This window comes from Larsenimonas rhizosphaerae (assembly GCF_023700005.1).
In the GTDB taxonomy this organism is placed as follows: Bacteria; Pseudomonadota; Gammaproteobacteria; order Pseudomonadales; family Halomonadaceae; genus Larsenimonas; species Larsenimonas rhizosphaerae.
The window spans coordinates 1871962-1893602 of sequence record NZ_JAMLJK010000001.1; the positions used below are offsets into that span (position 1 = coordinate 1871962).

The 21641-nt window shown below is 58.4% G+C and carries 14 protein-coding genes; 9 read left to right on the forward strand and 5 right to left on the reverse strand.

The window, feature by feature from the left end; translation table 11 throughout:
- Positions 1 to 93: 93 nt before the first annotated feature.
- Genes NAT21_RS08580 through NAT21_RS08610 form a run of 7 tightly spaced genes read left to right on the forward strand, consistent with a single transcriptional unit; the run spans position 94 to position 8882 of the window.
- Positions 94 to 1446, forward strand: coding sequence for a GumC family protein (locus tag NAT21_RS08580; protein WP_250937335.1), 1353 nt, complete (start codon positions 94 to 96; stop codon positions 1444 to 1446).
- The gene (locus NAT21_RS08585; protein ID WP_250937336.1) at positions 1401 to 2654 is read left to right on the forward strand and encodes an O-antigen ligase domain-containing protein; all 1254 of its coding nucleotides are present in this window, start codon (positions 1401 to 1403) and stop codon (positions 2652 to 2654) included. The genes NAT21_RS08580 and NAT21_RS08585 overlap by 46 nt, the downstream gene beginning before the upstream one ends.
- Positions 2651 to 3889, forward strand: coding sequence for a glycosyltransferase family 4 protein (locus NAT21_RS08590; protein WP_250937337.1), 1239 nt, complete (start codon positions 2651 to 2653; stop codon positions 3887 to 3889). Before NAT21_RS08585 ends, NAT21_RS08590 begins: the two co-directional genes overlap by 4 nt.
- On the forward strand, positions 3876 to 5159 hold the full coding sequence (locus NAT21_RS08595) for an oligosaccharide flippase family protein (RefSeq protein WP_250937338.1): 1284 nt from the start codon (positions 3876 to 3878) through the stop codon (positions 5157 to 5159). Before NAT21_RS08590 ends, NAT21_RS08595 begins: the two co-directional genes overlap by 14 nt.
- Positions 5156 to 6187, forward strand: a complete 1032-nt coding sequence (locus tag NAT21_RS08600; protein WP_250937339.1) for a glycosyltransferase family 2 protein — start codon at positions 5156 to 5158, stop codon at positions 6185 to 6187. Before NAT21_RS08595 ends, NAT21_RS08600 begins: the two co-directional genes overlap by 4 nt.
- Positions 6184 to 7668: a WecB/TagA/CpsF family glycosyltransferase gene (locus tag NAT21_RS08605; RefSeq protein ID WP_250937340.1), complete on the forward strand. Its 1485-nt coding sequence runs from the start codon at positions 6184 to 6186 to the stop codon at positions 7666 to 7668. Before NAT21_RS08600 ends, NAT21_RS08605 begins: the two co-directional genes overlap by 4 nt.
- 26 nt (positions 7669 to 7694) lie before the next feature.
- Complete coding sequence (locus NAT21_RS08610; RefSeq protein WP_250937342.1) at positions 7695 to 8882, forward strand: nucleotidyltransferase family protein; 1188 nt, start codon at positions 7695 to 7697, stop codon at positions 8880 to 8882.
- Here NAT21_RS08610 and NAT21_RS08615 read toward each other — a convergent pair.
- Positions 8879 to 10699: an SEC-C metal-binding domain-containing protein gene (locus NAT21_RS08615; protein WP_250937344.1), complete on the reverse strand. Its 1821-nt coding sequence runs from the start codon at positions 10697 to 10699 to the stop codon at positions 8879 to 8881. The genes NAT21_RS08610 and NAT21_RS08615 overlap by 4 nt on opposite strands.
- 175 nt (positions 10700 to 10874) lie before the next feature.
- On the opposite strand from NAT21_RS08615, the gene NAT21_RS08620 reads away from it, so the two are divergent.
- Positions 10875 to 12776 carry a hypothetical protein gene (locus tag NAT21_RS08620; protein WP_250937346.1) on the forward strand — a complete coding sequence of 634 codons (1902 nt, stop codon included), beginning with the start codon at positions 10875 to 10877 and terminating at the stop codon, positions 12774 to 12776.
- A gap of 65 nt (positions 12777 to 12841) precedes the next feature.
- A complete protein-coding gene (locus NAT21_RS08625; protein ID WP_250937348.1) occupies positions 12842 to 14815 on the forward strand; it encodes a DNA topoisomerase III in 1974 nt (657 codons plus the stop codon).
- A 42-nt stretch (positions 14816 to 14857) separates the two neighbouring features.
- On the opposite strand, the gene NAT21_RS08630 is transcribed toward NAT21_RS08625, so the two are convergent.
- The 4 genes from NAT21_RS08630 to relA all read right to left on the reverse strand — a co-directional run bounded on the left by NAT21_RS08630 (position 14858) and on the right by relA (position 21590).
- Positions 14858 to 15487, reverse strand: coding sequence for a superoxide dismutase (locus tag NAT21_RS08630; protein WP_250937350.1), 630 nt, complete (start codon positions 15485 to 15487; stop codon positions 14858 to 14860).
- A gap of 171 nt (positions 15488 to 15658) precedes the next feature.
- On the reverse strand, positions 15659 to 18310 hold the full coding sequence (gene ppc / locus NAT21_RS08635; protein WP_250937353.1) for a phosphoenolpyruvate carboxylase: 2652 nt from the start codon (positions 18308 to 18310) through the stop codon (positions 15659 to 15661).
- Between the two features lie 170 nt (positions 18311 to 18480).
- Positions 18481 to 19308 (reverse strand): nucleoside triphosphate pyrophosphohydrolase, encoded by an 828-nt coding sequence (mazG, locus tag NAT21_RS08640; RefSeq protein WP_250937355.1) that lies wholly within the window; start codon positions 19306 to 19308, stop codon positions 18481 to 18483.
- The gene (gene relA, locus NAT21_RS08645; RefSeq protein WP_250937357.1) at positions 19305 to 21590 is read right to left on the reverse strand and encodes a GTP diphosphokinase; all 2286 of its coding nucleotides are present in this window, start codon (positions 21588 to 21590) and stop codon (positions 19305 to 19307) included. Before relA ends, mazG begins: the two co-directional genes overlap by 4 nt.
- Positions 21591 to 21641: the final 51 nt, after the last annotated feature.

Below are 21641 nucleotides of genomic sequence, written 5' to 3' on the forward strand. Positions count from 1 at the left end.
CGGAAACTACCCATGCGACGATGGCTCAGGAAAATCACGCTACACAAAAGGATCAGCGGCTGGATATGGCGCTGGCTGGCCTACGGATCAAACATGCGCCGGGCCCGTCGGCTGGCCATTTATCTCGGCATTCTGATCTCTGTCTGGGCAGCTATCGGTATTCTCGCCAGTATCGTGATTGCAAAGTCACCGGTTCAGTACACCACGCGCTGGGTCATTATTCTGCCCGGCAGTGGCGCGGGGCTGGCCGTCAGCCTGGAAAGCATCGGGCAGGCCAGCTCCCAGTCCAGCTCGCCCTATACCAATACGTCGGTAGACCCCAAGGTCAATTACCAGGCCATTGCTACCAGCGACCCGGTCATTATTGATGCAGCACGGCGCAGCAACATGAGCACCGAGGCGTTTTCATCACTCAAGATCAAACTGGTGGATCAGACAGCATTGATCGATTTCAGTATTTCCGGTGATACGGCCGAACAGGCACTGGCCAAGGCAGAGGCGCATTTTGCAGCGTTTCGAGCCACGCTTGAGCATTTACGGCGCGATGAGTTTGCCACGCGGGAAAACGCATCCCGTCTATCGATCGAGACCTATGAGCGTACGCTGGACACCTCCCAGCAGGAGTTACTGGATTTTCAAAAGAACTCGCGTCTGATCTCGATGGATCAGTTTCAGTCCATGACACTGGCGATAGAAACCCTGAAAGAGAAAATCGAACAGACCACGGCAGAGCTCAAGGCGACTCGAATCCAGCGCCAGACACTGATGGCCCGGCTGGGCATTGACGGCGACGCCGCCAGCCAGGCCATGCTACTGCAGCGTGACGCCAGCTTCCAGTCCCTGCTGACCGAGCGCACCAAGGCTCAGGCCGTCCTGACCGAACAGGCGGGGAAATGGGGTGATCGCCATCCGGAAGTCATGACCAGTCAGGCCGGCGTGGATGCCCTCAATCAGGCCCTGTTCAGCCGCGCACGAATACTGCTCTCCCCGACCCTGTCCATGGGAGATTTTCGAGCCATCGTCAGTGCCGGTAACCGGGGAACCCAGGAGGCCATGATTCAGCGCATCGTTGAGCTGGAGATCAAGATCAAGGGGCTTGCCAGCCAGCGTGAAAGCTTCATCGAGGCCCATGCCAGGCGCGAGGAAAAGATCAACGGCTCGATGGCCGATGCAGCGCAACTTCAGGCATTGATGCGCCAGCAACAGGTAGCCGCTGCCGTCTATACCACCGCACTTGCCAAGATTGATATCGGCAAGATCGACCCCTTTACCAGTTATCCCATGCTGCAGTTGCTGTCCGCCCCGGTGGCACCGGACAACCCGGACAAGCTGGGCAAGAAGCTCGCCATGCTGGGGGCCATCGGGTCCTCTTTCTTTGCCACGATTGGACTTGTGCTTCTATGGATTCGAAAACCGTATATCCGGAAACTACGGAAGAGCGAGTAATCTGGTGGTCGATCACCGCGACCTATCCCATTTATGTCGTTGGCGGGCTTTATGTGCTGGCTCCGGTCATGTCATGGTCATTGCTGGGCTATTTCGTCCTCAAGTGCCTTCGGCATCAGGCGCATTTCCCGCGCATTGCCTGGCCCATCTGGGGCTGGATACTGGGCATGCTGGTCATGGAAGTGGCCCTGTTGATGGGTCACATGCTCAACGGGCTCAGTACAGGCCTTACCATCAAGTCCTCGATCGGCTGGGCCAAGGGATGGGCCTTGCTGGCCGTGTTTCCGCTTCTGGGCTGTCTGCCGGTACGCCCTGAAATCATCGTACGGGCCAGCATGAAGGTATGTCTTTACACCATCCTGCTGTTGCCGGTATTTGTCGGAGCCTGGGCGGCAGGCCTTCCCCATACTCCCTACGTCTCGCCGCTGAAGGCCATTGGCGGGCCCGGGCCTGAATTCTTTGCCCTGTCACTTTATGAAATAGACCCGGGGTCCGGCCTCCCCCGATGGCGTCTGTTTACCCCCTGGGCACCCGCGGTGGGGTTTGTGGCCAATATCTACTTCGTGTTTGCCCTGATGGAAACCGATCGACGCTGGAAGGCCATCGGAATGTTCGGCAGCATTTTGATGATTTTGATGTCCGGGTCGCGCATGGCCCTGGTCGCCATTGTCCTGATCATTGCCGGCCAGTTTTTTCTGACTCGCCTGTCAAGACCAGGACTCTGGTTCAGTATCAGCGGCGCCACCCTGTTTCTGGGATTTGTCGGGGAAACCATCATCAATGCCGTGGACGCCTTCATCACGGGCTTCAAGAACTCCCGGGCCGATTCAACCCGGGTCCGCGCGGCCCTGGGACGCATCGCCGTTCATCGCTGGAAGACCGAGGCGCCCACCTGGGGCCATGGTGTGGTGGAGCGCGGACCACATCTGGTGGAGTACATGCCGATCGGCTCCCACCACAGCTGGTACGGACTGCTGTTCGTCAAGGGCATCGTGGGGTTTTACGCACTGGCCGTCCCCATGGCCCTGAGCTTTTTGCATCTGTTGTATCACGCCCCGCGCTACCCGATCGCTCGCAGTGGCTTGATCATGGTGGGACTGCTGGTGGTGTATTCCTTTGGCGAGAACCTGGAAATACTCGCCTATCTGATCTGGCCGGGCCTGATGCTGATCGGCAAGGCCCACCAGGAAGCAGGAGCATCCTCATGACTTCCCTTCGCAAGGTGCTGTTCATCATCCCGCGCTATTGGCCCGCCGTGGGCGGCGCGGAGCTGCATACCCGTGAATTGTTACGCTACACCCGTACCCTGTCCGCCAGCGTCGCCTGTGTGTCTCAACAGGCCGGCACATCGCTTGAGGTGGCTCTGGGCGAGAACACGCCGATTATTCGGGATCCGCAGGGGCCACCGGTTATCAGGCTTCATGCCCCGCCATCCTACCAATTGGGCCTTCGCCTGCTGGGCAGGCGGGTCGAGCATCACCGATGGGCCAGGCCGCTATATACCCGATTGATGAAACAGGCCCTTCGAGCCGAGCTGATGGCACTGGCTGCCCAACATGACATCGTTCACTACATCTATAACGGCCTGACCGGTCTGGCCGAGCTGGCAGCAGACTGTGCTCGTGAGACCGGTACCGCCTTCTTCCTGACCCCCTTGTGTGGTGACGTCGGCGTGCCGTCCGCCTGGACCACGCCACGCTTCAAACGGCTTTATCGGCGCGCAGATGGGTGTATTACGCTCACGAATTTCGAACGGGACTGGCTGATTGAACAGGGAGCAATACCGGAGAAAACCCATGTGCTGCCGGTTTCCACCCTGTTGTCACCGACCCACGACGCCAGGGCATTCCGACAGGAACATGACCTCGGCGACCGGCCGATCCTGCTTTTTCTGGGCCGTCATGAAAATCATAAGGGAGTCCACTTCCTGCATGATGCGCTGGAGACACTGTGGAAAAGCGTACCAGAGCTTCGAGTCGTGATGATGGGCCCGGAGGGAGAGTGTCGGCTGAATGCCGATCACAGTGATGACCCGCGCCTGATTCGCATCGTGGCACCGAGCCAGGAAGCAAAGGCCTCTGCCCTGGCCGCATGCACCCTGCTATGTGTGCCTTCACTGCTGGAAGGGCTCGGCGTGGTGTATCTGGAAGCCTGGCACTTCAGCAAACCGGTTGTAGCACTGGACTTGCCGGTACTTCGGGAAGTCATCGGCCATCAAGAAGGTGGCCTGCTCGGCCGTATAGACGGAAGTGACCTGGCCGAACACATTCTGGCCCTGCTTGACGACCCGGCATTGAGACGACGTCTGGGACAGGCAGGCCATCAGCGCCTGCAGACCCGATACCGCTGGGAAACGCTGGCACACACGCTTGAAGCCCTTTACGCCAACAGCCCGCCGGGCAAAAAGGCCCTTGCAAAGGACATCCCGGATGGTGATTTATAGCCGCCTGAAAATGGCCCTTAAAGACCGGCTGGCCGGTAATCGGTTTGCAGGCAATATGCTCTGGATGGCGATGACTCAGGGCATTCACCGCATAGCCCGCCTGGCGGCAACGCTGGCGGCAGCGCGCCTGCTTATGCCGGAAGCCTTTGGGCTGGCCGCCATCGTGCTGACCGTGCATGAACTGATGCATGCCTTCACCAATTCTGCTGTGGTACCGGCACTGGTGCAGGCGCCCAGGGAGCGACTGGAACGCCTGTGCCAGCATGCCTATCGGCTGAACTGGCTGATCTGTGTGGCCCTGATGCTGGTTCAGGTACTGGTTGGATGGGGGGCCAGCCAGGTCTATGACCCCGCTCTTTTCTGGCCCATTGCCCTGCTGTCACTGAGTTTTTTATGCCTGCCCCCCGGCACGATTCAGGCAGCTCGCGTGCTGCGCGCCAACCGGCTTAATGTGGTTGCCAGGGCCGAAATGGGACAAAGCATTGGTGAAGCCCTGTTGATTGCCGTACTGGCCGTCGCGGGTGCGGGGGTCTGGGCGCTGGTATTGCCAAAGCTGCTGATGGCACCCTACTGGACCTGGGTCTATCGCCGCGCCGATGACTGGACACCCACTCGGCCTTCCGAATGGCGGATACCTCCCGCCCTGACCCGTTACTCGTTACCGATGATCAGTATCGAGCTGGTCAATGTATTGCGCCAGCACATGGATTATCTGCTGATCGGCCTCCTGTTCAGCATGGATGTACTGGGCATTTACTACTTCGCCTTCAATGCAGGTCTGGGGCTCAGCATGGGTTTGCTACGCGCTTATTCGACCGCCCTTTTCCCCCACCTGTGTGCCGAGGACAAGGCCGTCCAAGGCGTCAAAATGCGACAGGGAATGTGGCTTTTTGCCCGCTTTGCCGTACCGATCATTCTTGCACAATGTTTATTAGCACCTATTTATGTTCCGATCCTGTTTGGCGCGGACTGGCTGGAGCGAGGTGCCTTGCCGGTCTTGATTCTGATCTGTCTTTCGGCCCTGCCGCGCATCGTGCTGGATACCTGCGCTCAGGGGCTGCGCGCTGCCGGCCTCCCCGGGCTGGATCTCAAGCTGCAGATCATGACCACGGTGCTGTTCGCCACCGGCATGGCCTGCGGCATGCCCTGGGGGCTTAACGGCATCGCTACCGGCATTCTGGTGAGTGCCACGCTGGCGGCCATACCGGCCTGCATCATCACCCAAAAACGATTAACGCTGCCATTGGCCACCGAGGTGCACAAGCCATGACTCCCCTGTTTTCCGTCATCATGCCGATTTACAACGTAGAGGCCTTTGTTGCTGAAGCCATCGACAGTGTACTGGCGCAAACGCTGGGTGATTTCGAACTGCTGATCATCGACGATCTGGGTAACGATGGCAGCCGCCGGATCTGTGAGCAGTATGACGACTCGCGCATTCGCATCGTGACTCATCCTGTCAACCGTGGTCTGGCCGGAGCACGCAATACCGGCATTCGTGAAGCCCGTGGCCGCTTCATGGCCTTTATCGATTCGGATGATATCTGGATGCCGGAAAAGCTGGCTCGGCATCTGGCTCATTTTGAACATGGCCCGGACGTTGGTCTGTCCTTTTCGCGTTCTGCCTTCATTGATGCCGGAGGCCATCCCATGAACTACTACCAGATGCCACAGCTCACCAATATTACTGCCGGCTATCTTTTCTGTCGCAACCCGGTGGGTAACGGGTCAGCACCGGTACTTCGTCGGGAAGCACTGGAGGGCATCGCCTATCGGGCGGATATCAGCGGTGAAAAAAATGCGGTGTGCTATTTCGATGAGCGCCTTCGGCGCAGTGAAGACATCGAGTGCTGGGTACGAGTTGCGCTTCAGACAACATGGCGCATTGAAGGCATCAACCAGCCGCTGACCCTGTACCGCCTCAATGCCGGCGGGCTGTCTTCCTCGCTGGACCAGCAGTACGCCTCCTGGCAAAGCATTGTCGAGCATACTCGGCACTACGCACCCGAATTCATCAAGGAATGGTATCCCAGGGCTCAGGCATATCAGCTTCGCTATCTGGCGCGTCAGGCGATTCGCCTGCGCGATGGCTCGTTTGCCCTGCGTTATATCACCAGAGCGACCAGAAGCTGGCCAGGGATCTGGCTGGATGAACCGGGGCGTACGCTGGCAACCACTGGTGCGGCACTACTGCTTGGCACCATACCCAAACGCATTTATCTGTTTCTGGAAAAAATTGCCCAGGGTGTCATCGGACACTTTCAGCGTAAACGCATCAATGCAGGAGAGACTCGATGAGCCTGTCTCACGCATCCAGCTGGCAGGAAAAAACGTCCCCGATGGCCTGCCCAACGGTCACGGTGCTGGGTATTCCCTTCGTCAACATCGATCGGGAAACGGCTCTGGAGCAGCTCATGAACTACATGCGCTCTCCTCATACCAGCGCCACGGTACATTTCATCAATGCTCACTGCGCCAACGTGGCACAGAATCATCCCAAGTACTATCAGGCCCTTCTGAACGCCAACATGATCCTGCCGGATGGCAGTGGCGTGGCAATTGCCTGCAAACGAGTAGGCACAACCCTCAAGGCCAACCTCAATGGTACGGATCTATTTCCGCTGATCTGTGAACGCATGGCCGAGGAAGGATTGCGCCTGTTTCTGCTGGGCGCCTCTCCAGGCGTTGCGGAAAAAATGCAGTTCAAGCTCAAAAAGCAGTTTCCGACCCTGAAGATTGTCGGTGTTCAGCACGGCTTCTTTGGAACCGTCGGTACCGATCAGGTCATCGACAAGATCAATGCGGCCAGGCCGGATCTCTTGTGTGTCGCGCTCGGCGTACCACGCCAGGAACTGTGGCTGCAGAAACATCGGCACCGTTTGAATGTGAAACTCGCCATGGGAGTCGGTGGCCTGTTTGATTTCAATGCCGATCGTGTATCCAGAGCGCCCCTGTGGCTGAGACGGATCGGCATGGAATGGAGCTGGCGTCTCCTGCAGGAGCCCGGCCGCATGTGGCGCCGCTATGTGCTGGGCAACCCTCTGTTTTTGCTCAGCATTACCCGATACGGACGCCATACCAACAAGCGGCTCGCCAATTATCTGGAAGGCAATTACCCACTTATGTATCGATTGCGCTCACTGCGGCGGCGCAGCTGGTGGCATTTCCGGCGCTGGTATGGCCCCAGGCTGCGGCGCCTGATGGACATTGGCATGTCAGTGTTCATTCTCGGACTGGCAAGCCCGTTGCTTCTGTTCGTGGCCTGCTGGATCAAGGTCAATTCACGTGGGCCGATCTTCTTCAACCAGGTGCGTGTCGGCAAGGGTGGAAAGACCTTCAAGATGTGGAAATTCCGCTCGATGTACATCGACGCGGAAGAACGTCTGCGCGAGCTTCAGGCCCGTAACGAATCCGAAGGCAATGTACTGTTCAAGATGAAAAGCGACCCACGGGTTACACGACCCGGGCGGTTTATTCGCAAGTTTTCGATCGACGAGGTGCCTCAACTCTGGAACATCCTCAAGGGTGACATGGCGCTGGTCGGGCCGCGCCCGGCACTGCCCAGGGAGGTCGCACTTTATCAGGCACGCGCCCGAATGCGCCTTGATGCCCGCCCGGGGCTGACCGGTCTGTGGCAGGTATCCGGCCGCTCGGACCTGTCCTTTGAAGAACAGATCAACCTGGATCTTTTTTACCTTCACCGCCAGGGCATCCGTGAGGACGTCAAACTGCTGTTCAGAACCGTTCCGGCCGTACTCAAGGGCCGCGGTGCCTACTGAGTTCCCATAACAGAGAGAGCTACCCCATGCAGGTTGTGATACTGGCAGATCGAATGGGACAGGAAATGGCGCCGATGGATCAGCGTTATCCTCCCGCCCTGCTTCCCCTGGCAGGGAGAAGCATTCTTGAACGTAATCTGGACATGCTGGCCGACCACCCCGATGTACAGACGGCCACTGTATTATACGGGCGGTCCCCCGAATGGTTCCGAGCCGTGTGCCATCAGGACGATCGGTGGGGCATTCCCATTCGACTTTATCCGGTAATCGGCGAGCGGGAGCCCAGGGAACACATGCTGCGCCTTGGCGGTCGCATCGTTTATCCCTGCCTGGTGGTTCGGGGTGATGTACTGCTGGAACGAGAGTGGATCGATCACCCGGTATTGCATGCTCCCGTTGTGATCGCCAGGGGTCCTCAGGACCCGGCGCTCAATCGTCTGCGCTGGTCAGCGCTACGGGAAAATCTGATGCTTGGCCCTTCTCTGCTGGCGTCGCTGTCGCATTATCATGAACTGACCATGAGCGTGCTGAGTACTTCACAGCCGGTCGCTCCCCACGGAACATTGATCCTTGATGGACTCTGGGGCTCGGCGGGTACGGCAACACCGGACATTTCCGTGCTGGATCACGGTTTCATGGGGCCCGTGTCTCACGTGGAAAAGGGCGCCTGGCTACACAGCCGATGCGTACTGGAAACCGGTTGCTATGTCGAGGAAGGCGCTGAACTGGAAGATGTCATCATCATGCCCTTTACCCACGTCAATGGTGCCCAACGCCTTAAAAACGGTATTTTTTTCGAGGGCACTCTTCTCGACAGCAATCTGGGGTACTGGAAGAAGGACCGCCGACAGGCAGGTACGCTGGTGACCCGGGGAGTGTCCTTCACACCGCCCCATCGTCCCAGCCATACCGAGCGGGCCATCGGCGGCGTGCTGGCGATGTGCTACGGGCTGACAGGCCGTTTTGGACGCGAGAAGTACAAGGCGCTGATGGAGGTTGCTCGCGGTGAGCAGCGGCTGATCGGTCCGGTTCCCAGCAAGTCACCTGAATTGCTGGGCTATGCCGCGCGTGTCACGCGTGGCGTATTTACAGCGCCGGTCCGGCGACGCTCGCCGGACCCGATTGCAGACTGTATCGACTCCATTCATCTGAGTGAAAAGCCTCGGCTGCGCAATGCGCTGTCCGGCTGGTTCAGGCTGCTCAGAACACGCTAGCGAAGGCGACGCATGACCTGTTTCAGAAAGTCGATGGCCCCGGGAGTAGATACCCATTGATCACGCATCAGAACGCGATACTGCCAGGCTTCGCCTCGTGATCCGGGTTCCGGCACATTGTCGGTGTGCACTTCCCGCCGAGGGCTGGCCTGCATCATCAGACCCGGCAGGTGTTCGTTGTAACGGTGCACCGCCATGATGCTCTGCTCGGCATCGTCCAGACGACCCAGCCGATACATGACCAGTGCCTTGCCGATGGTCAGACCCGGCCAGTGCTGCTCGTCATCGGACAGGGCTTCAACCATGGCCAGCGCCTGTTCGTTGTCGCCCTCACGAAGCAATTGCTCCAGCAACAGCTCTCGAAGCCCGAGGTTATCATCTCGGTCCAGCCGCAACAGCCGCTGAGCCAGTGTTCTGGAGCGCATCACATCTCCGCGCTCCATGCCGATTACCAGTGACAGGCCAAGCCTGAAGAGCACTTCGTTATCCCCGTCCTGCCACAGAAATGACTCATTGGCGGCCTCCACCGGCGCAAGCCAGGTATCCAGGCGCGTGGCGATCGGCACGAAAAAGGCGGGTATCATCCAGGGAAGGTTGCCAAAACGCACGGCCAGCGCCATGGCAAGCTCCTGAAGCACCATGGGAGAGTCCAGCCAGCGGGGGTGCTGGCACAGCTCTCCCAGCCATTCCTGCGCGTTGGGCCAGGGATCGGTCACGGATTCGTGAATACTGTCCTGGGATTCCTGAATACCGAAGAAGTCCTGCCACCGGGTGTAGTCATCCTCGTGACGCTCGGATACATGGTACTCAAGCCGCCCTTCGATATTGTATTCGTAGTCCAATGGCTCAGCCGTGGGCAACTCCTCCAGCATGTCCTGCAGGATCGCCAGCGGCTCGGCCAGCTCTTCTTCCGAATTGACCATCTGCTCTGCCAGTGCTGCCACCGGATCATCCGCCAGCACTTCCAGAAAGCCGATGTAGTCAGGATCGATATCCGGCCGACGTGATAATCGTCTCAACCAGAAATCAGCACGGCTGCCGGCCTCTTCCCTGCGGCCTTCATGCAATAACAGCATGGTTTCGATATAGGCCAGCGACGGTGCATCGGGAATGGTTTTCAAGGCGCGCAAGAAGGCGGCACGGGCATCTGCCAGATTATCGGCATCAATGAAGGCCAGGCAGATACGCTCAAGCGCTGCGCCCTTGAGAAACGGTGGGCCTCTATCGACCACCTGATCCACAAAGTCAGCCTTCTTGCGCGTAAAGCCCCGCTCCTGATACACATCCGTCAGCAGTTCGAAGGCCGGCTCGGATGCCTCCGGCACAGCGCTCCAGTCTTCCAGACGGAAAAATGCCTCCAGAATGCGCTGAGCACGGCCAAGCTGCCCGGTTTCGGCACTGATGATAGCGGCCTCCAGCAGCGCCTGCGGTGGTGCCTTGCCAGCATCAAGGGCCTGGCGCAGTCGCTCGCCGCGCCATTCCTTGAGTGCCAGCATCCACATCAGGTTCGAAGGAATCGGGCCCGGCAGCACCACGGCACCACAGCAATCGCGATACCGCCTGCCGGAATCACACCAGCAAGGCTCCAGTGGATCGGGCTCGGCCAGTGGTTCGGGGGAATAGTTACACCGGACCAGCGGCATCTGGTTCCACAGCTGTGGTGTCAGCGCCTGCGCCAGTGCCAGATCCCCACCCAGTAATGAAGCCCCTTCATTACGCGCCCACCGGATCAACTCCGGATACTGCTCACTGCTCTGAATCGTGGCCCGCGCCCTGTCGGCAAACCCGAGTAACTGATCAACCCACCCTGCCAGCATCAACGGCTCCCTGCATCCCTGTCATTGATATTTGATCACGTGTACTTCACTTGTCATGGTTACGGCCGATAATCAGCCTGTAAGGGGCTGATTTACCGCCGAAGACGCTTTCTCCGGACCATACCGAAACGGTAGTATAGCGCCCCCGATACATCCCTCGCTCAGCAGGTTTACTGTGTTGCCTCTTCCGGTTTTCAAACGACGCGACCAACGCGATACTTCCGGCAGTTCGATTAATCTCGAACGGCAGGGTCGCGACGAGATTCGTCGCATCACCAGCGCGGTCGAAAAGGTGCCCTGGTCCATCAGTTTGATGCAGATTCTCTGGACTGCCGGCCCGGTAACCCTGATTGGCGCCTGGGGCGGCTATCTGATGGGCTACGGCAAGGCGCCCACCATTGACAACTATATCTTCTTTATCTCGTATACGGTGATCACCGGGGTTGCCGGTATTCTGGCAAACCTGGTACATAACCTGACCCGAGGCCGTCAGTATGAGCGTACCGAAGCCAAGATAGCCCGCGTCATTGATGTCCTGCCGGAACTGATCCTGTCGACCCGCAACCTGATCGTCGAGAGTCTGGACGGCGATGCCCGGCGACGGGAAGCGGCAGCCATGCTACTACGAAAGCAGGACCTGTCGCCGGAAGGCGTCGAACTCGCTGCACTTGAACTGCTGAACGACCCGGATTCTGCGCAGATCATCTCCCGTATCGATGTTTATCGTCGCGTTGGCATGTATGCCCGCATCCGGGATCTGAATGCCCTGCACCGGGAAACCATCGAACCACAGCTTCATGAACAAATGGAACTGGCTCCGGAAGTCATCGGCCTTCTGCGAGACAGGTTCGAAGGCGTGGCACCCAACCTGCACCTCGGGGTCGCTCGGGACGAGAACTTCATCGAACGTATCATGGCGGCCATCGAGCAGGACAACGACCTGCTGATGACCCTTCAGGACGTGGAGGAGATGCTGATTCTGGCCTTCGAACTGATCAGTGGCCGCTCGATTACCATGCTGACATTCGAGTATCGGGGGCAGTGGCATCTGGCACGGGCCCTGGACCAGCTTGAACACGCACGTGCCCGTTACCGCATCGCCCAGGCAACCGGGCTGTCGCGTGTCAAGGCACTGGCTGTCTATCTGGCCGAGCAATCGGTCACGCTGGTGGAAGATGCCGCCTCCGGACTTCGCGCTGATGTACTGGTTGCACGGTCCAGAGAAGCCATGGACGCATTGGCCGATCAGATTGTCAGCGATGCGCGCCGATTCGAGAAATCACCGGACAAGGGACAGCTACGCAACCGGATACGTGAACGGTCCGATATTCTTGCCAATGCAATGAAACTGTTCAAATCCGTTCAGGACGCCTACGAAAACGCCGGGCGAAGCCACGCGCAGCTCTTGAAACTGTCCGAGCGCTGGGAACGCGCCAACAGCGATACGGAAACCACTCTTCGTACCGGCCGAGGACGACGCGGCCTGCGCATCCGTGAAGACACCATTCACCTGGACGACGCGGCCAAGGCCCAGGTCTGCAAGGTGCTGGCCAGACATCTCAAGACCTTGCCGATACGTCACTGGGGGCATCCACGCCATACGCCCTACAGCCGGGAAACCCTGCTTGATCATGGCGCCGATACACTGAAACGCTTTGCCATTGATATTGCACTGGCGCTGGAACCGCACATTTATTTATCCCGTCCTGAAGTGCAACGTGCCATCAATGCGACCAATGCAGCCTATTTCGGTCAACTCGAACCCAACCTGTCGGCAGCGACCAAGGCTGCGCTCGGCGTGGCAATGGTCAAGAGCATTGAATCGGACCTGTCACGCTCGGCAGAGTCACTGGCCCTGGCACTGGTGCGCCACTACGGAGTTCCACTCGATGATGGTGCCATTGAGTTCCTCATCGAGCACTATCAGGCCCGTGAAGCAACGCTGAACATGATTGCCGGCTCGCACAGCAATGATCGCCCACAGGTCAGCCTGCTGACCCACAGGCCTCCGGTGACGGGCAAGCGCCCGCGGCGGTGGTACCGGGCGCTGGTCAGAGCGCGCCGTATTCTGGGCTGATCAGTCTCGACGGCTCTCGCCCTCTGCAGGTACCATGACACTGTACAAATAAACAGACTTTTCTCATGCGCCTGATTATTGCCGAAAAACCCAGCCTTGCGCGAGCCATCGCCCAGGCCCTGCCGGGCAGTGGCCGTCGCCAGGATGGCTATATCGATTGCGGAGACACCCGGGTCACCTGGTGTTTCGGGCATCTGCTCGAGCAGGCCGAGCCGGAGGCCTACGACCCGCGTTACAAGCGCTGGCATCTGGAACATCTGCCCATTATTCCCGATCAATGGCAACTCAAGCCCCGTGCCGATGCACGCAAGCAGCTGAGCCTGATCAAAAAACTGGCAAAGGAATCGGATCAGCTGGTACATGCCGGAGACCCCGACCGCGAAGGTCAGTTGCTGGTCGATGAAGTCATCAGTACCTTCAGACTTGGCGCTGCCCGGCAGCAACAGGTTCAGCGGCTACTGGTCAGCGATCTGACGCCAGCCGCCATCACCCGCGCCCTCAAGGCCCTGCGTCCCAACAGCGAGTTCATCCCCCTGTCGGTATCCGCGCTGGCCCGCAGCCGTGCCGACTGGCTGTACGGCATCAACATGACACGTCTTTGCACGCTAAAGGGCCGACAGGCGGGCTATCAGGGAGTACTATCGATCGGACGGGTTCAGACCCCCCTGCTCGCCCTGGTAGTACAACGAGATGCCTCCATCGCGTCTTTTTCACCTCATGATTATTTCGAGGTGGATGCGTGCATGGCCATGGCCCAGGGCCGTGCCGAAGCCTTTCGTGCGCGATGGCAGCCCAGCGAGGCCTGTGAAGCCTGGTGCGATGAAGAGGGCCATGTTCTTTCGGCCAGACTGGCTGACCATGTGGCTACCACCATTACCAACCAGCCCGCTACCGTATCCGGTGTGGATCGCAAGCAGAAACGGCAGGGGCCGCCGCTGCCTTATAATCTATCCACCCTGCAGATCGACGCTGCAAAGCGCTTCGGCATGAGCGCGCAACAGGTACTGGATACCTGTCAGGCACTGTATGAACGTCATACCCTGATTACTTATCCCCGCTCGGACTGTCGCTACCTGCCAAAGGATCAACACGAGAATGCGCCCGGCATTCTGGCATCGCTGGCCGACAGTGCACCATCGCTTCGTGACGCACTCAAGGGGGCAGACAGCAGCAGGGAAAGCAAGGCGTGGAATACACGTCAGGTGGGTGCGCATCACGCCATCATTCCCACTGGCCGCACACTGGATGCCGATAAATTGAGTCAGGCCGAGCAGCGACTTTTTGAATTGATCGCCCGACAGTACATTGCACAATTCCATCCAGCCTGGTGCTTTCAGGATACCCGTATTGAATTGCGTATCGAAGGCGGTACATTCGTGGCCAACGAGCGTATCTGGCAGACCGCAGGCTGGAAGGCCCTGTTTCAAAAGGAAACTACACAGGAGACGCCGAACAGCGGCACTCAGGCCAACCCGGGCGCTCTGGATGATATCAAAGAAGGGGCAACACTATGGTGCCTGCGCGGTGAGCGCCTCGACAGGACCACGCAGGCACCCGCCCCGTTCACCGATGCCTCGCTCCTGTCAGCAATGACCAATATTGCCCGCTTTGTAACGGATGCCGAACTGCGAAAGGTACTTCGTGACACCGACGGACTGGGTACCGAAGCCACCCGGGCCAGCATCATCGAACTGTTGTTCAAACGCAGCTTTCTTCGTCGGGACGGCAAGTCCATTCGAGCCAGTGAGGCAGGCAAGGCACTGGTCAGCCAGTTACCTGCCAGCATGACAACGCCTGACATGACCGCTCGCTGGGAAGCGGAACTTAATGCCATCAGCCGCCGTGAAGCCGGTTATCAGGGCTTCATGACGCAGCTCGTCGAGCAGCTCACACCACTGATCGAGACTCTGGGCAATCAGTCGTTTACCGACTTCTCTGCCTTGCCAGCCCCGCCAGGGAAAAAGGCAACGGGAACGCGGCGCCGCACGCGCAAATCCTCTGGAGGCCGCTCTCGGACTACCGGCAAGTCACCGACATGAAAAAACCCGGCCGAAGCCGGGTTTTTTATACTGTCAGCGCTGTTATTTTGCAGCCTGATAGCGTTTTTCAACTTCTTCCCAATCGATCAGACTCCAGAACGCCTTGATGTAGTCCGGACGACGGTTCTGATAGTTCAGGTAGTAAGCATGTTCCCAGACATCCAGACCCAGAATCGGCGTAGCGCTTGCGCCGCCGAATTCCTCGGACATCAGCGGGCTATCCTGGTTGGCAGTGGACATGACTTCAACCTTGCCATTCTTGACGACAAGCCAGGCCCAGCCGGAACCGAAGCGACCCTTCGCAGCCGTTTCAAACTTTTCCTGAAAGGCTTCAAAGCTGCCAAAGGTTTCCTTGATGGCTGATGCCACATCACCTGTCGGCTCACCACCACCGTTCGGAGACAGAACCGTCCAGAACAGACTGTGATTGGCATGGCCGCCGCCGTTGTTACGAACAGCAGTACGCTGTGCTTCCGGCACTTCACCAATTTTCTGCACCAGTTCTTCAACGGGCAGACCGGAAAGTTCTTCCGGCAGCTTTTCCAGCGCGCCGTTGACGTTGGTCACGTAGGTGTTGTGGTGCTTGGTGTGATGAATTTCCATTGTCATCGCGTCGAAATGCGGCTCGAGCGCGTTATAGGCATACGGAAGTTCAGGAAGCTGATAAGCCATTGAAAAACTCCTTTTTCAAACGGTTTTTTGCGTAAAAACGCGTAGGTGCGTTTCATGAAACCGGGCTGGCGATGACCCGAAAAAAAGCAGGCCAACGCCTTGTCTACCCCACAACATTAGGTGTGATGTTCGACATTTCAAGGGCTGGCCCATAAAAAAATCAGCGTCACCCTACCCGGTATTGCGAAGCCCGGCTGCAATACCTGCCATGCTGACCAGCAGCGCACGAGAAAGCTCCGAAGAAATTGCACCGTCGGCGTCTCGATTACGCTGCAACAATTCCGCCTGTACGCCGTGCAGGGGGTCAAGATACGGATTACGTACCTCGATGGCCTGCCGGATCAGCGGCGCGTGTTCCAGTAAATGCTCCTGCCCGCGAATATCAAGCAGCACGGTCACCAGCACCTCGAAACGCTCCCTCAGACTATTGCCCAGCGCACGCAGCGGCGCCTCATCAATCAAACGCTGCTCGTAATAGGCATTGATATCGATATCCGCCTTGGCAAGCAGCATTTCCAGCATGTCCACATAAGTACCGAAAAACGGCCACTCATCCATCATTTCGCGCAGCACCTCAAGCCCGCCAGGCTGCTCGACGCGCCGAGCGAAGGCTTCACCGCTGCCAAGCCATGCCGGCAGCATCAACCGCGTTTGAGTCCAGGCAAAGATCCACGGGATAGCGCGCAAGGTTTCCACTCCACCATCCTGACGGCGCTTGGCAGGCCGCGAGCCCAGTGGCAGACGCGACAGTGCCGTTTCCGGAGTGACTGCGCGAAAATAAGGTACGAAATTCGGGTCTTCCCGCACCACACTTCGATATATTCCATGCGCGCATTCAGCCAGAGCATCCATTTCGTCACGCCAGGCCTGTCGTGGCTGAGGCGGCGGCAACAGCGAGGCTTCAAGCACAGCGCAGGCATAGATTTCCATGGATCGCACTGCAATGCCTGGCTGGCCGAACTTGAACCGGATCATCTCCCCCTGTTCCGTGACTCGCAGGCTGCCCTGCACCGAGCCGGGAGGCTGCGAGAGAATCGCGGCATGAGCCGGGCCACCCCCACGTCCGACAGTCCCGCCCCGGCCATGAAACAGGGTCAGTGATACGTCATGAGCCGCGCAGACATTCACAAGCTCCTCCTGAGCCCGATACTGGGCCCAGGCTGCCGCCAGCTGTCCGGCGTCCTTGGCAGAATCCGAATAACCGATCATCACTTCCTGACAGTCATCGATACGCGTTCTGTATTCAGGAAAGGACAACAGATCATCGATGACCGTGCCGGCACGGTTAAGATCATCCAGGGTTTCAAACAGGGGTGAAATCGGTAGTTTGACCTCTCCGCCAAACTCCTTCATCAACAGCGCGACAATCAACACGTCCGAGGGATGACCCGCCATTGAAATGACGTAGGAGCCCAATGCTTCAGGCGGCTCTTCCGCGACGACCCGAAAGGTTTCCAGCACCTCCTGAACATCTTCCGAGCATTCCCAATGCGGCGGAATAAGCGGCCGACGCGAGACCAGTTCCTTCAACAGGAAGGCCTGCCGTTCGCTTTCATCCCAGTCGTTGTACCGACCCATGCCAAGCCAGTCCGTGAGTTCATCCATGACCTGAGCATGGCGGGAAGCCTCCTGACGAATGTCCAGTTTGGTCAGGGTCACACCAAAGCAGGCCACACGGCGCAGGGTATCCAGCAGGGCGCCATTGGCGATGGTATCCAGCCCGCAGTCGCACAGTGAGCGGTAGCAGGTCAGCAACGGCGCATAAAGCTGTTCCCGGGTTTCGATGATGGGTGTTTCACTGGTCCAGGGCTCACCATCCAGCTGTGCCTTGGCCCAGTCCCGGGTCGCTTCCATACGGCAGAGAAGCCGTTTGATCAGTTCCCGATAGGGTTCGGATGCATCGCCGGTCTCCGCACGCAGGGCTGAAGTGGCCTTCCACATCGATAGTTCGCGCTTGAGCTGATCAAGGTCACGCGTATAAAGATCAGCCGCCATCCAGCGTCCGAGCAACAGCACTTCGCGAGTCACTTCGGCCGTGACATTGGGGTTGCCATCCCGGTCTCCACCCATCCAGGAAGCAAAGCGAAGCGGGGATGCATCCAGCGGCAGTCGCTCACCTGCCAGATCCACCAGCAGGGTATCCAGATCCCGATAGAATTCCGGAACGGCCTGCCACAATGAATTTTCGATGACAGCGAACCCCCAGCGGGCTTCGTCTACCGGCGTCGGCCGTTCGCGCCGTATCTCATCCGTGTGCCACGCCTGGCTGACCAGTTCACTCAGGCGCCCGCGCATTCGGTTTTCAAGCTCGGGATGGTCCGCTGACTGCTCAAGCTGAGTGAGGCATTCATCGATGGCATCGTATTTTTGAATCAAGGTACGGCGCACTACTTCGGTCGGATGTGCTGTCAGTACCAGCTCGACGCGCATGGTGCTGAATGCTTCCAGAATTGCCTCGGGGTCGTGCCCCTTCCGGTGGATCCGCTCCAGCAGCTCCCCAAGCTCAGGCTGACTGCCCGGCCGATAATCCTCCACACGGCGAGATCGTGCCCGATAATGCTGTTCGGCCAGATTGGCCAGATTGAGAAACTGATTGAATGCCCGCGTCACCGGCAGCAATTCGTTTTCCGGCAGATGACGCAGGTAATCTATCAACTCGCTGCGCCCTTCACTGCCATGCTGGCGGCCACTTTTGGCCAGCGCTCGAATCCTCTCGATACGGCCAAGAAATTCATCGCCCATGTCGGACGCAATGGTGTGCCCCAGATTGTCGCCGAGGATACGTACGTTATCTCTTAACGACTCATGCAGATCATGACTCATGACGCCCCCCTTTTGTCACATTGTTGATTCAAGACTAGCAGGTACGCTGCGAAATGGATGAGCAATAACGACATGATGCGCCACCTCATGATGACATCTGCCCGACACGGGCTTCAGCATTGAAAAAGGGGCCCACGGCCCCTTTTCTGCGTCACGTCTTGATGCATACTTCAATCGGATGATTCCTGCGCCTTGGCTGCCTGCCAGTGCGCTTCCATGACCTCAAGCGAGGTCTCTTCCATCCGGCCGTTATCCGCCCTGACTGCGGCTTCGACGCTACGAAAGCGACGCTCGAACTTGCCATTGGTACGCCGCAGGGCCTGCTCAGGATCTACACCCAGCTTGCGCGCGAGGTTGACGACCGAAAACAGCACATCACCCAGTTCGTCCTCAATGCTGTCGGCATGCTGGCGCTCGATGGCCTCTTCCACTTCGGCAAGCTCTTCGCGTACCTTGTCGAGCGCTCCATGATGCGTTGGCCAGTCAAAGCCACTGCGGGCAGCACGTTTTGACAACTTGCCAGCTCGAGTAAGTGCAGGGAGACCGATCGGAACATCATCCAGCAGGGAAGTGGCCTGGCGTGAATCCCGCTCTTCCTGCTTGAGCGCTTCCCAGCGCTGGTTGATCGCATCACTGGCCGGATCATCGCCGGCGCCACGCTTGCGCCCATAAAGCGTGCCGTCGACAAACACATGGGGATGACGCCGAACCATCTTGCCTGTCAGGCCATCAACAATACTGTCGAGATTGAACTGCTGCGCTTCCTGCCCCAGCTGCGCGTAGAACACCACCTGAAAGAGCAGATCACCCAGCTCGCCGGGAAGCTCCTGCCATGCCTCGCGCTCGATGGCATCCGCCACTTCGTAGGCCTCCTCGATCGTATGCGGCACGATCGTGTCAAAGCGCTGACGAAGATCCCAGGGGCATCCCTGTTCCGGGTCACGGAGGGTCTGCATCAGATAACGCAAATCCTCCAGTGTATAAGGTGCATCACTCACAACCTGTCTCCTGCCTTGTCGCCACCCTGACGCAGACGCTTGACGTCCATGACATTGGGAAGCTGCTGAATGCGGCTGAACAACTGCCCAAGCATTTCAATACCGGATACTTCCAGGGTGATATTGAGGGTGGCCATGTTATCCATCTGATCAGTGCGTGTATTGACCGACAACACATTGACCTTTTCCCCTGAAAGAATGGTAGTGACATCGCGCAACAAACCACTGCGATCCCACGCCTGGACTTCGATATCCACAGGGTACTGGGTATCCGGTCGATCCCCCCAGTCCACTTCCACAATGCGCTGGGGCTCGTCACTCTTCAGCTGCAGGATGTTGGGACAATCCTGGCGGTGGATCGTGACACCACGACCATGAGTAATGAACCCGACAATCTGGTCTCCGGGAACCGGGTGACAGCAGTTGGCCATTTGCGTCTTGAGGTTTCCGACACCCAGTACCATGACCTGGCCACTGGACGCTTCATGGGGGCTCCCCTTGCGAGGTCGGGTCAGCAGACGATCCAGCTTGTGCTGTTCCTCTTCCGCATCGTCCTCGCCAAACAGATGCTGCGCCTGAGAGAGAACCTGCCCTACTCGCAGGTCACCGGCACCGATGGCGGCATACATGTCATCAACAGCAGTGTAATTGACCGCACGTGCCAGCCGATCCCGATCCAGGTTTTCAAGATCCAGACGCCGGAATTCCTTTTCAAGCAGAGTACGACCATCCTCGAGGTTCTGCTCGCGGGCCTGCAACTTGAACCAGGCCTGAATCTTGGCCCGTGCCCTGGAGGTTTTAACAAACCCGAGCGCAGGATTAAGCCAATCGCGGCTGGGGCCGCCGCGCGTCGCAGTGAGAATTTCGATCTGCTGGCCGGTCTTGAGCAGATAGGTCAGCGGCACGATTCGTCCATTGATCTTGGCACCTCGGCACAGATGCCCCACTTCAGTGTGAACCCGGTAGGCAAAGTCGATCGGAGTGGCTTCACTGGGCAGATCGATCACATGCCCATCGGGCGTAAAGACGTAAATCCGGTCCGGGGCGACATCAGAACGCAGTCCATGGCCCAGGTCTCCCAGATCACCCACTTCATCCTGCCATTCGAGCACCTGACGCAACCAGGCGATCTTCTCTTCATAGCCTCGGCTGCGGGAATCAACATCCGTGCCCTTGTAACGCCAGTGCGCACAGACGCCGAGTTCGGCCTCCTCGTGCATGTCGAAGGTACGCACCTGAATCTCGAGTACCTTGTTCTCGGGACCGATCACGGCCGTATGAAGAGACTGGTACCCGTTTTTCTTGGGATTGGCGATATAGTCATCGAACTCGTTGGGCACGTGGTGCCAGCGGGAATGTACCAGCCCGAGCAGGGTGTAACAGTCGGCGATGCGAGGCACCAGAATCCGTACGGCGCGCACATCATAGACCTCGGAGAAGTCGATACCCTTGCGCTTCATCTTCCGCCAGATGGAATAGATATGCTTGGCGCGGCCGGTGACATCAAAGGGCGTGATGCCCTGCTCGCTCAACATGTTTTCCAGAAGCACCAGCACTTCGCTGATATAGCGATCACGGTCAAGCCGTTTTTCAGCCAGCTGCCGGGCGATGGCCTTGTAGTCATTCTCGTGCAGGTAGCGGAAGGACAGATCCTCCAGCTCCCATTTTATATGCCCTACTCCAAGCCGATGCGCCAAGGGGGCATAAATATCGAAGACCTCCTGAGCCACTCGCAGGCAACGCTCTCGCGAACTGTTGCGCACTTCACGCAGCATGCAGGTACGCTCGACAATCTTGACCAGTGCCACCCGCACGTCATCCACCATGGTGACAAGCATGCGACGCAGGTTGTCATGCTGGTTATGTTGCTCAAGCCCCTGAGCAGGTGCCTGAAGCTGGCTGATGGCCGCCATTTTCAGCACCCCGTCAATCAGCCCGGCGACCTCGCTTCCAAAGCGCTTGCGCACCGCCTCAAGCGTCACAAGCTCTTCTCGCACACAGCGATAGAGCACCGCAGCAATCAGGGCATCCTCATCAAGCTTGAGCTCGGAGACAATACTGGCCATTTCAAGGCCGATATGCAGGCTGGCCCCCGGGTTTCGCCAGGCACTGTCGGGATGGCGCAGCTCGGCAGCACGTGCCAGCTGCTCCGCCAGAAAACATGCCTGCCGAAACCGCTCGGGCTCCTTCATCCGGACATGAGACTCGAAGACAGCCAACCAGGCTGTCACATCGATATGCCCATCATCCTGCAGTGGTTGATCGTCGCGTACCTTTACCATTGCCTGATTCTCACCTGACGGTGCCCCCTTGTGTTACGGGCCTTCTTTTAA

What these genes read in the sequence shown, in the direction of transcription:
- NAT21_RS08585 (WP_250937336.1), top strand. Translation starts at nt 1,401, where the DNA reads ATGGATTCGAAAACCGTATATCCGGAAACTACGGAAGAGCGAGTAATC.
- NAT21_RS08625 (WP_250937348.1), top strand. Translation starts at nt 12,842, where the DNA reads ATGCGCCTGATTATTGCCGAAAAACCCAGCCTTGCGCGAGCCATCGCC.
- NAT21_RS08630 (WP_250937350.1), bottom strand. Translation starts at nt 15,487, where the DNA reads ATGGCTTATCAGCTTCCTGAACTTCCGTATGCCTATAACGCGCTCGAG.
- NAT21_RS08615 (WP_250937344.1), bottom strand. Translation starts at nt 10,699, where the DNA reads ATGCTGGCAGGGTGGGTTGATCAGTTACTCGGGTTTGCCGACAGGGCG.
- NAT21_RS08590 (WP_250937337.1), top strand. Translation starts at nt 2,651, where the DNA reads ATGACTTCCCTTCGCAAGGTGCTGTTCATCATCCCGCGCTATTGGCCC.
- NAT21_RS08610 (WP_250937342.1), top strand. Translation starts at nt 7,695, where the DNA reads ATGCAGGTTGTGATACTGGCAGATCGAATGGGACAGGAAATGGCGCCG.
- NAT21_RS08580 (WP_250937335.1), top strand. Translation starts at nt 94, where the DNA reads ATGCGCCGGGCCCGTCGGCTGGCCATTTATCTCGGCATTCTGATCTCT.
- relA (WP_250937357.1), bottom strand. Translation starts at nt 21,590, where the DNA reads ATGGTAAAGGTACGCGACGATCAACCACTGCAGGATGATGGGCATATC.
- NAT21_RS08605 (WP_250937340.1), top strand. Translation starts at nt 6,184, where the DNA reads ATGAGCCTGTCTCACGCATCCAGCTGGCAGGAAAAAACGTCCCCGATG.
- ppc (WP_250937353.1), bottom strand. Translation starts at nt 18,310, where the DNA reads ATGAGTCATGATCTGCATGAGTCGTTAAGAGATAACGTACGTATCCTC.
- NAT21_RS08595 (WP_250937338.1), top strand. Translation starts at nt 3,876, where the DNA reads ATGGTGATTTATAGCCGCCTGAAAATGGCCCTTAAAGACCGGCTGGCC.
- NAT21_RS08600 (WP_250937339.1), top strand. Translation starts at nt 5,156, where the DNA reads ATGACTCCCCTGTTTTCCGTCATCATGCCGATTTACAACGTAGAGGCC.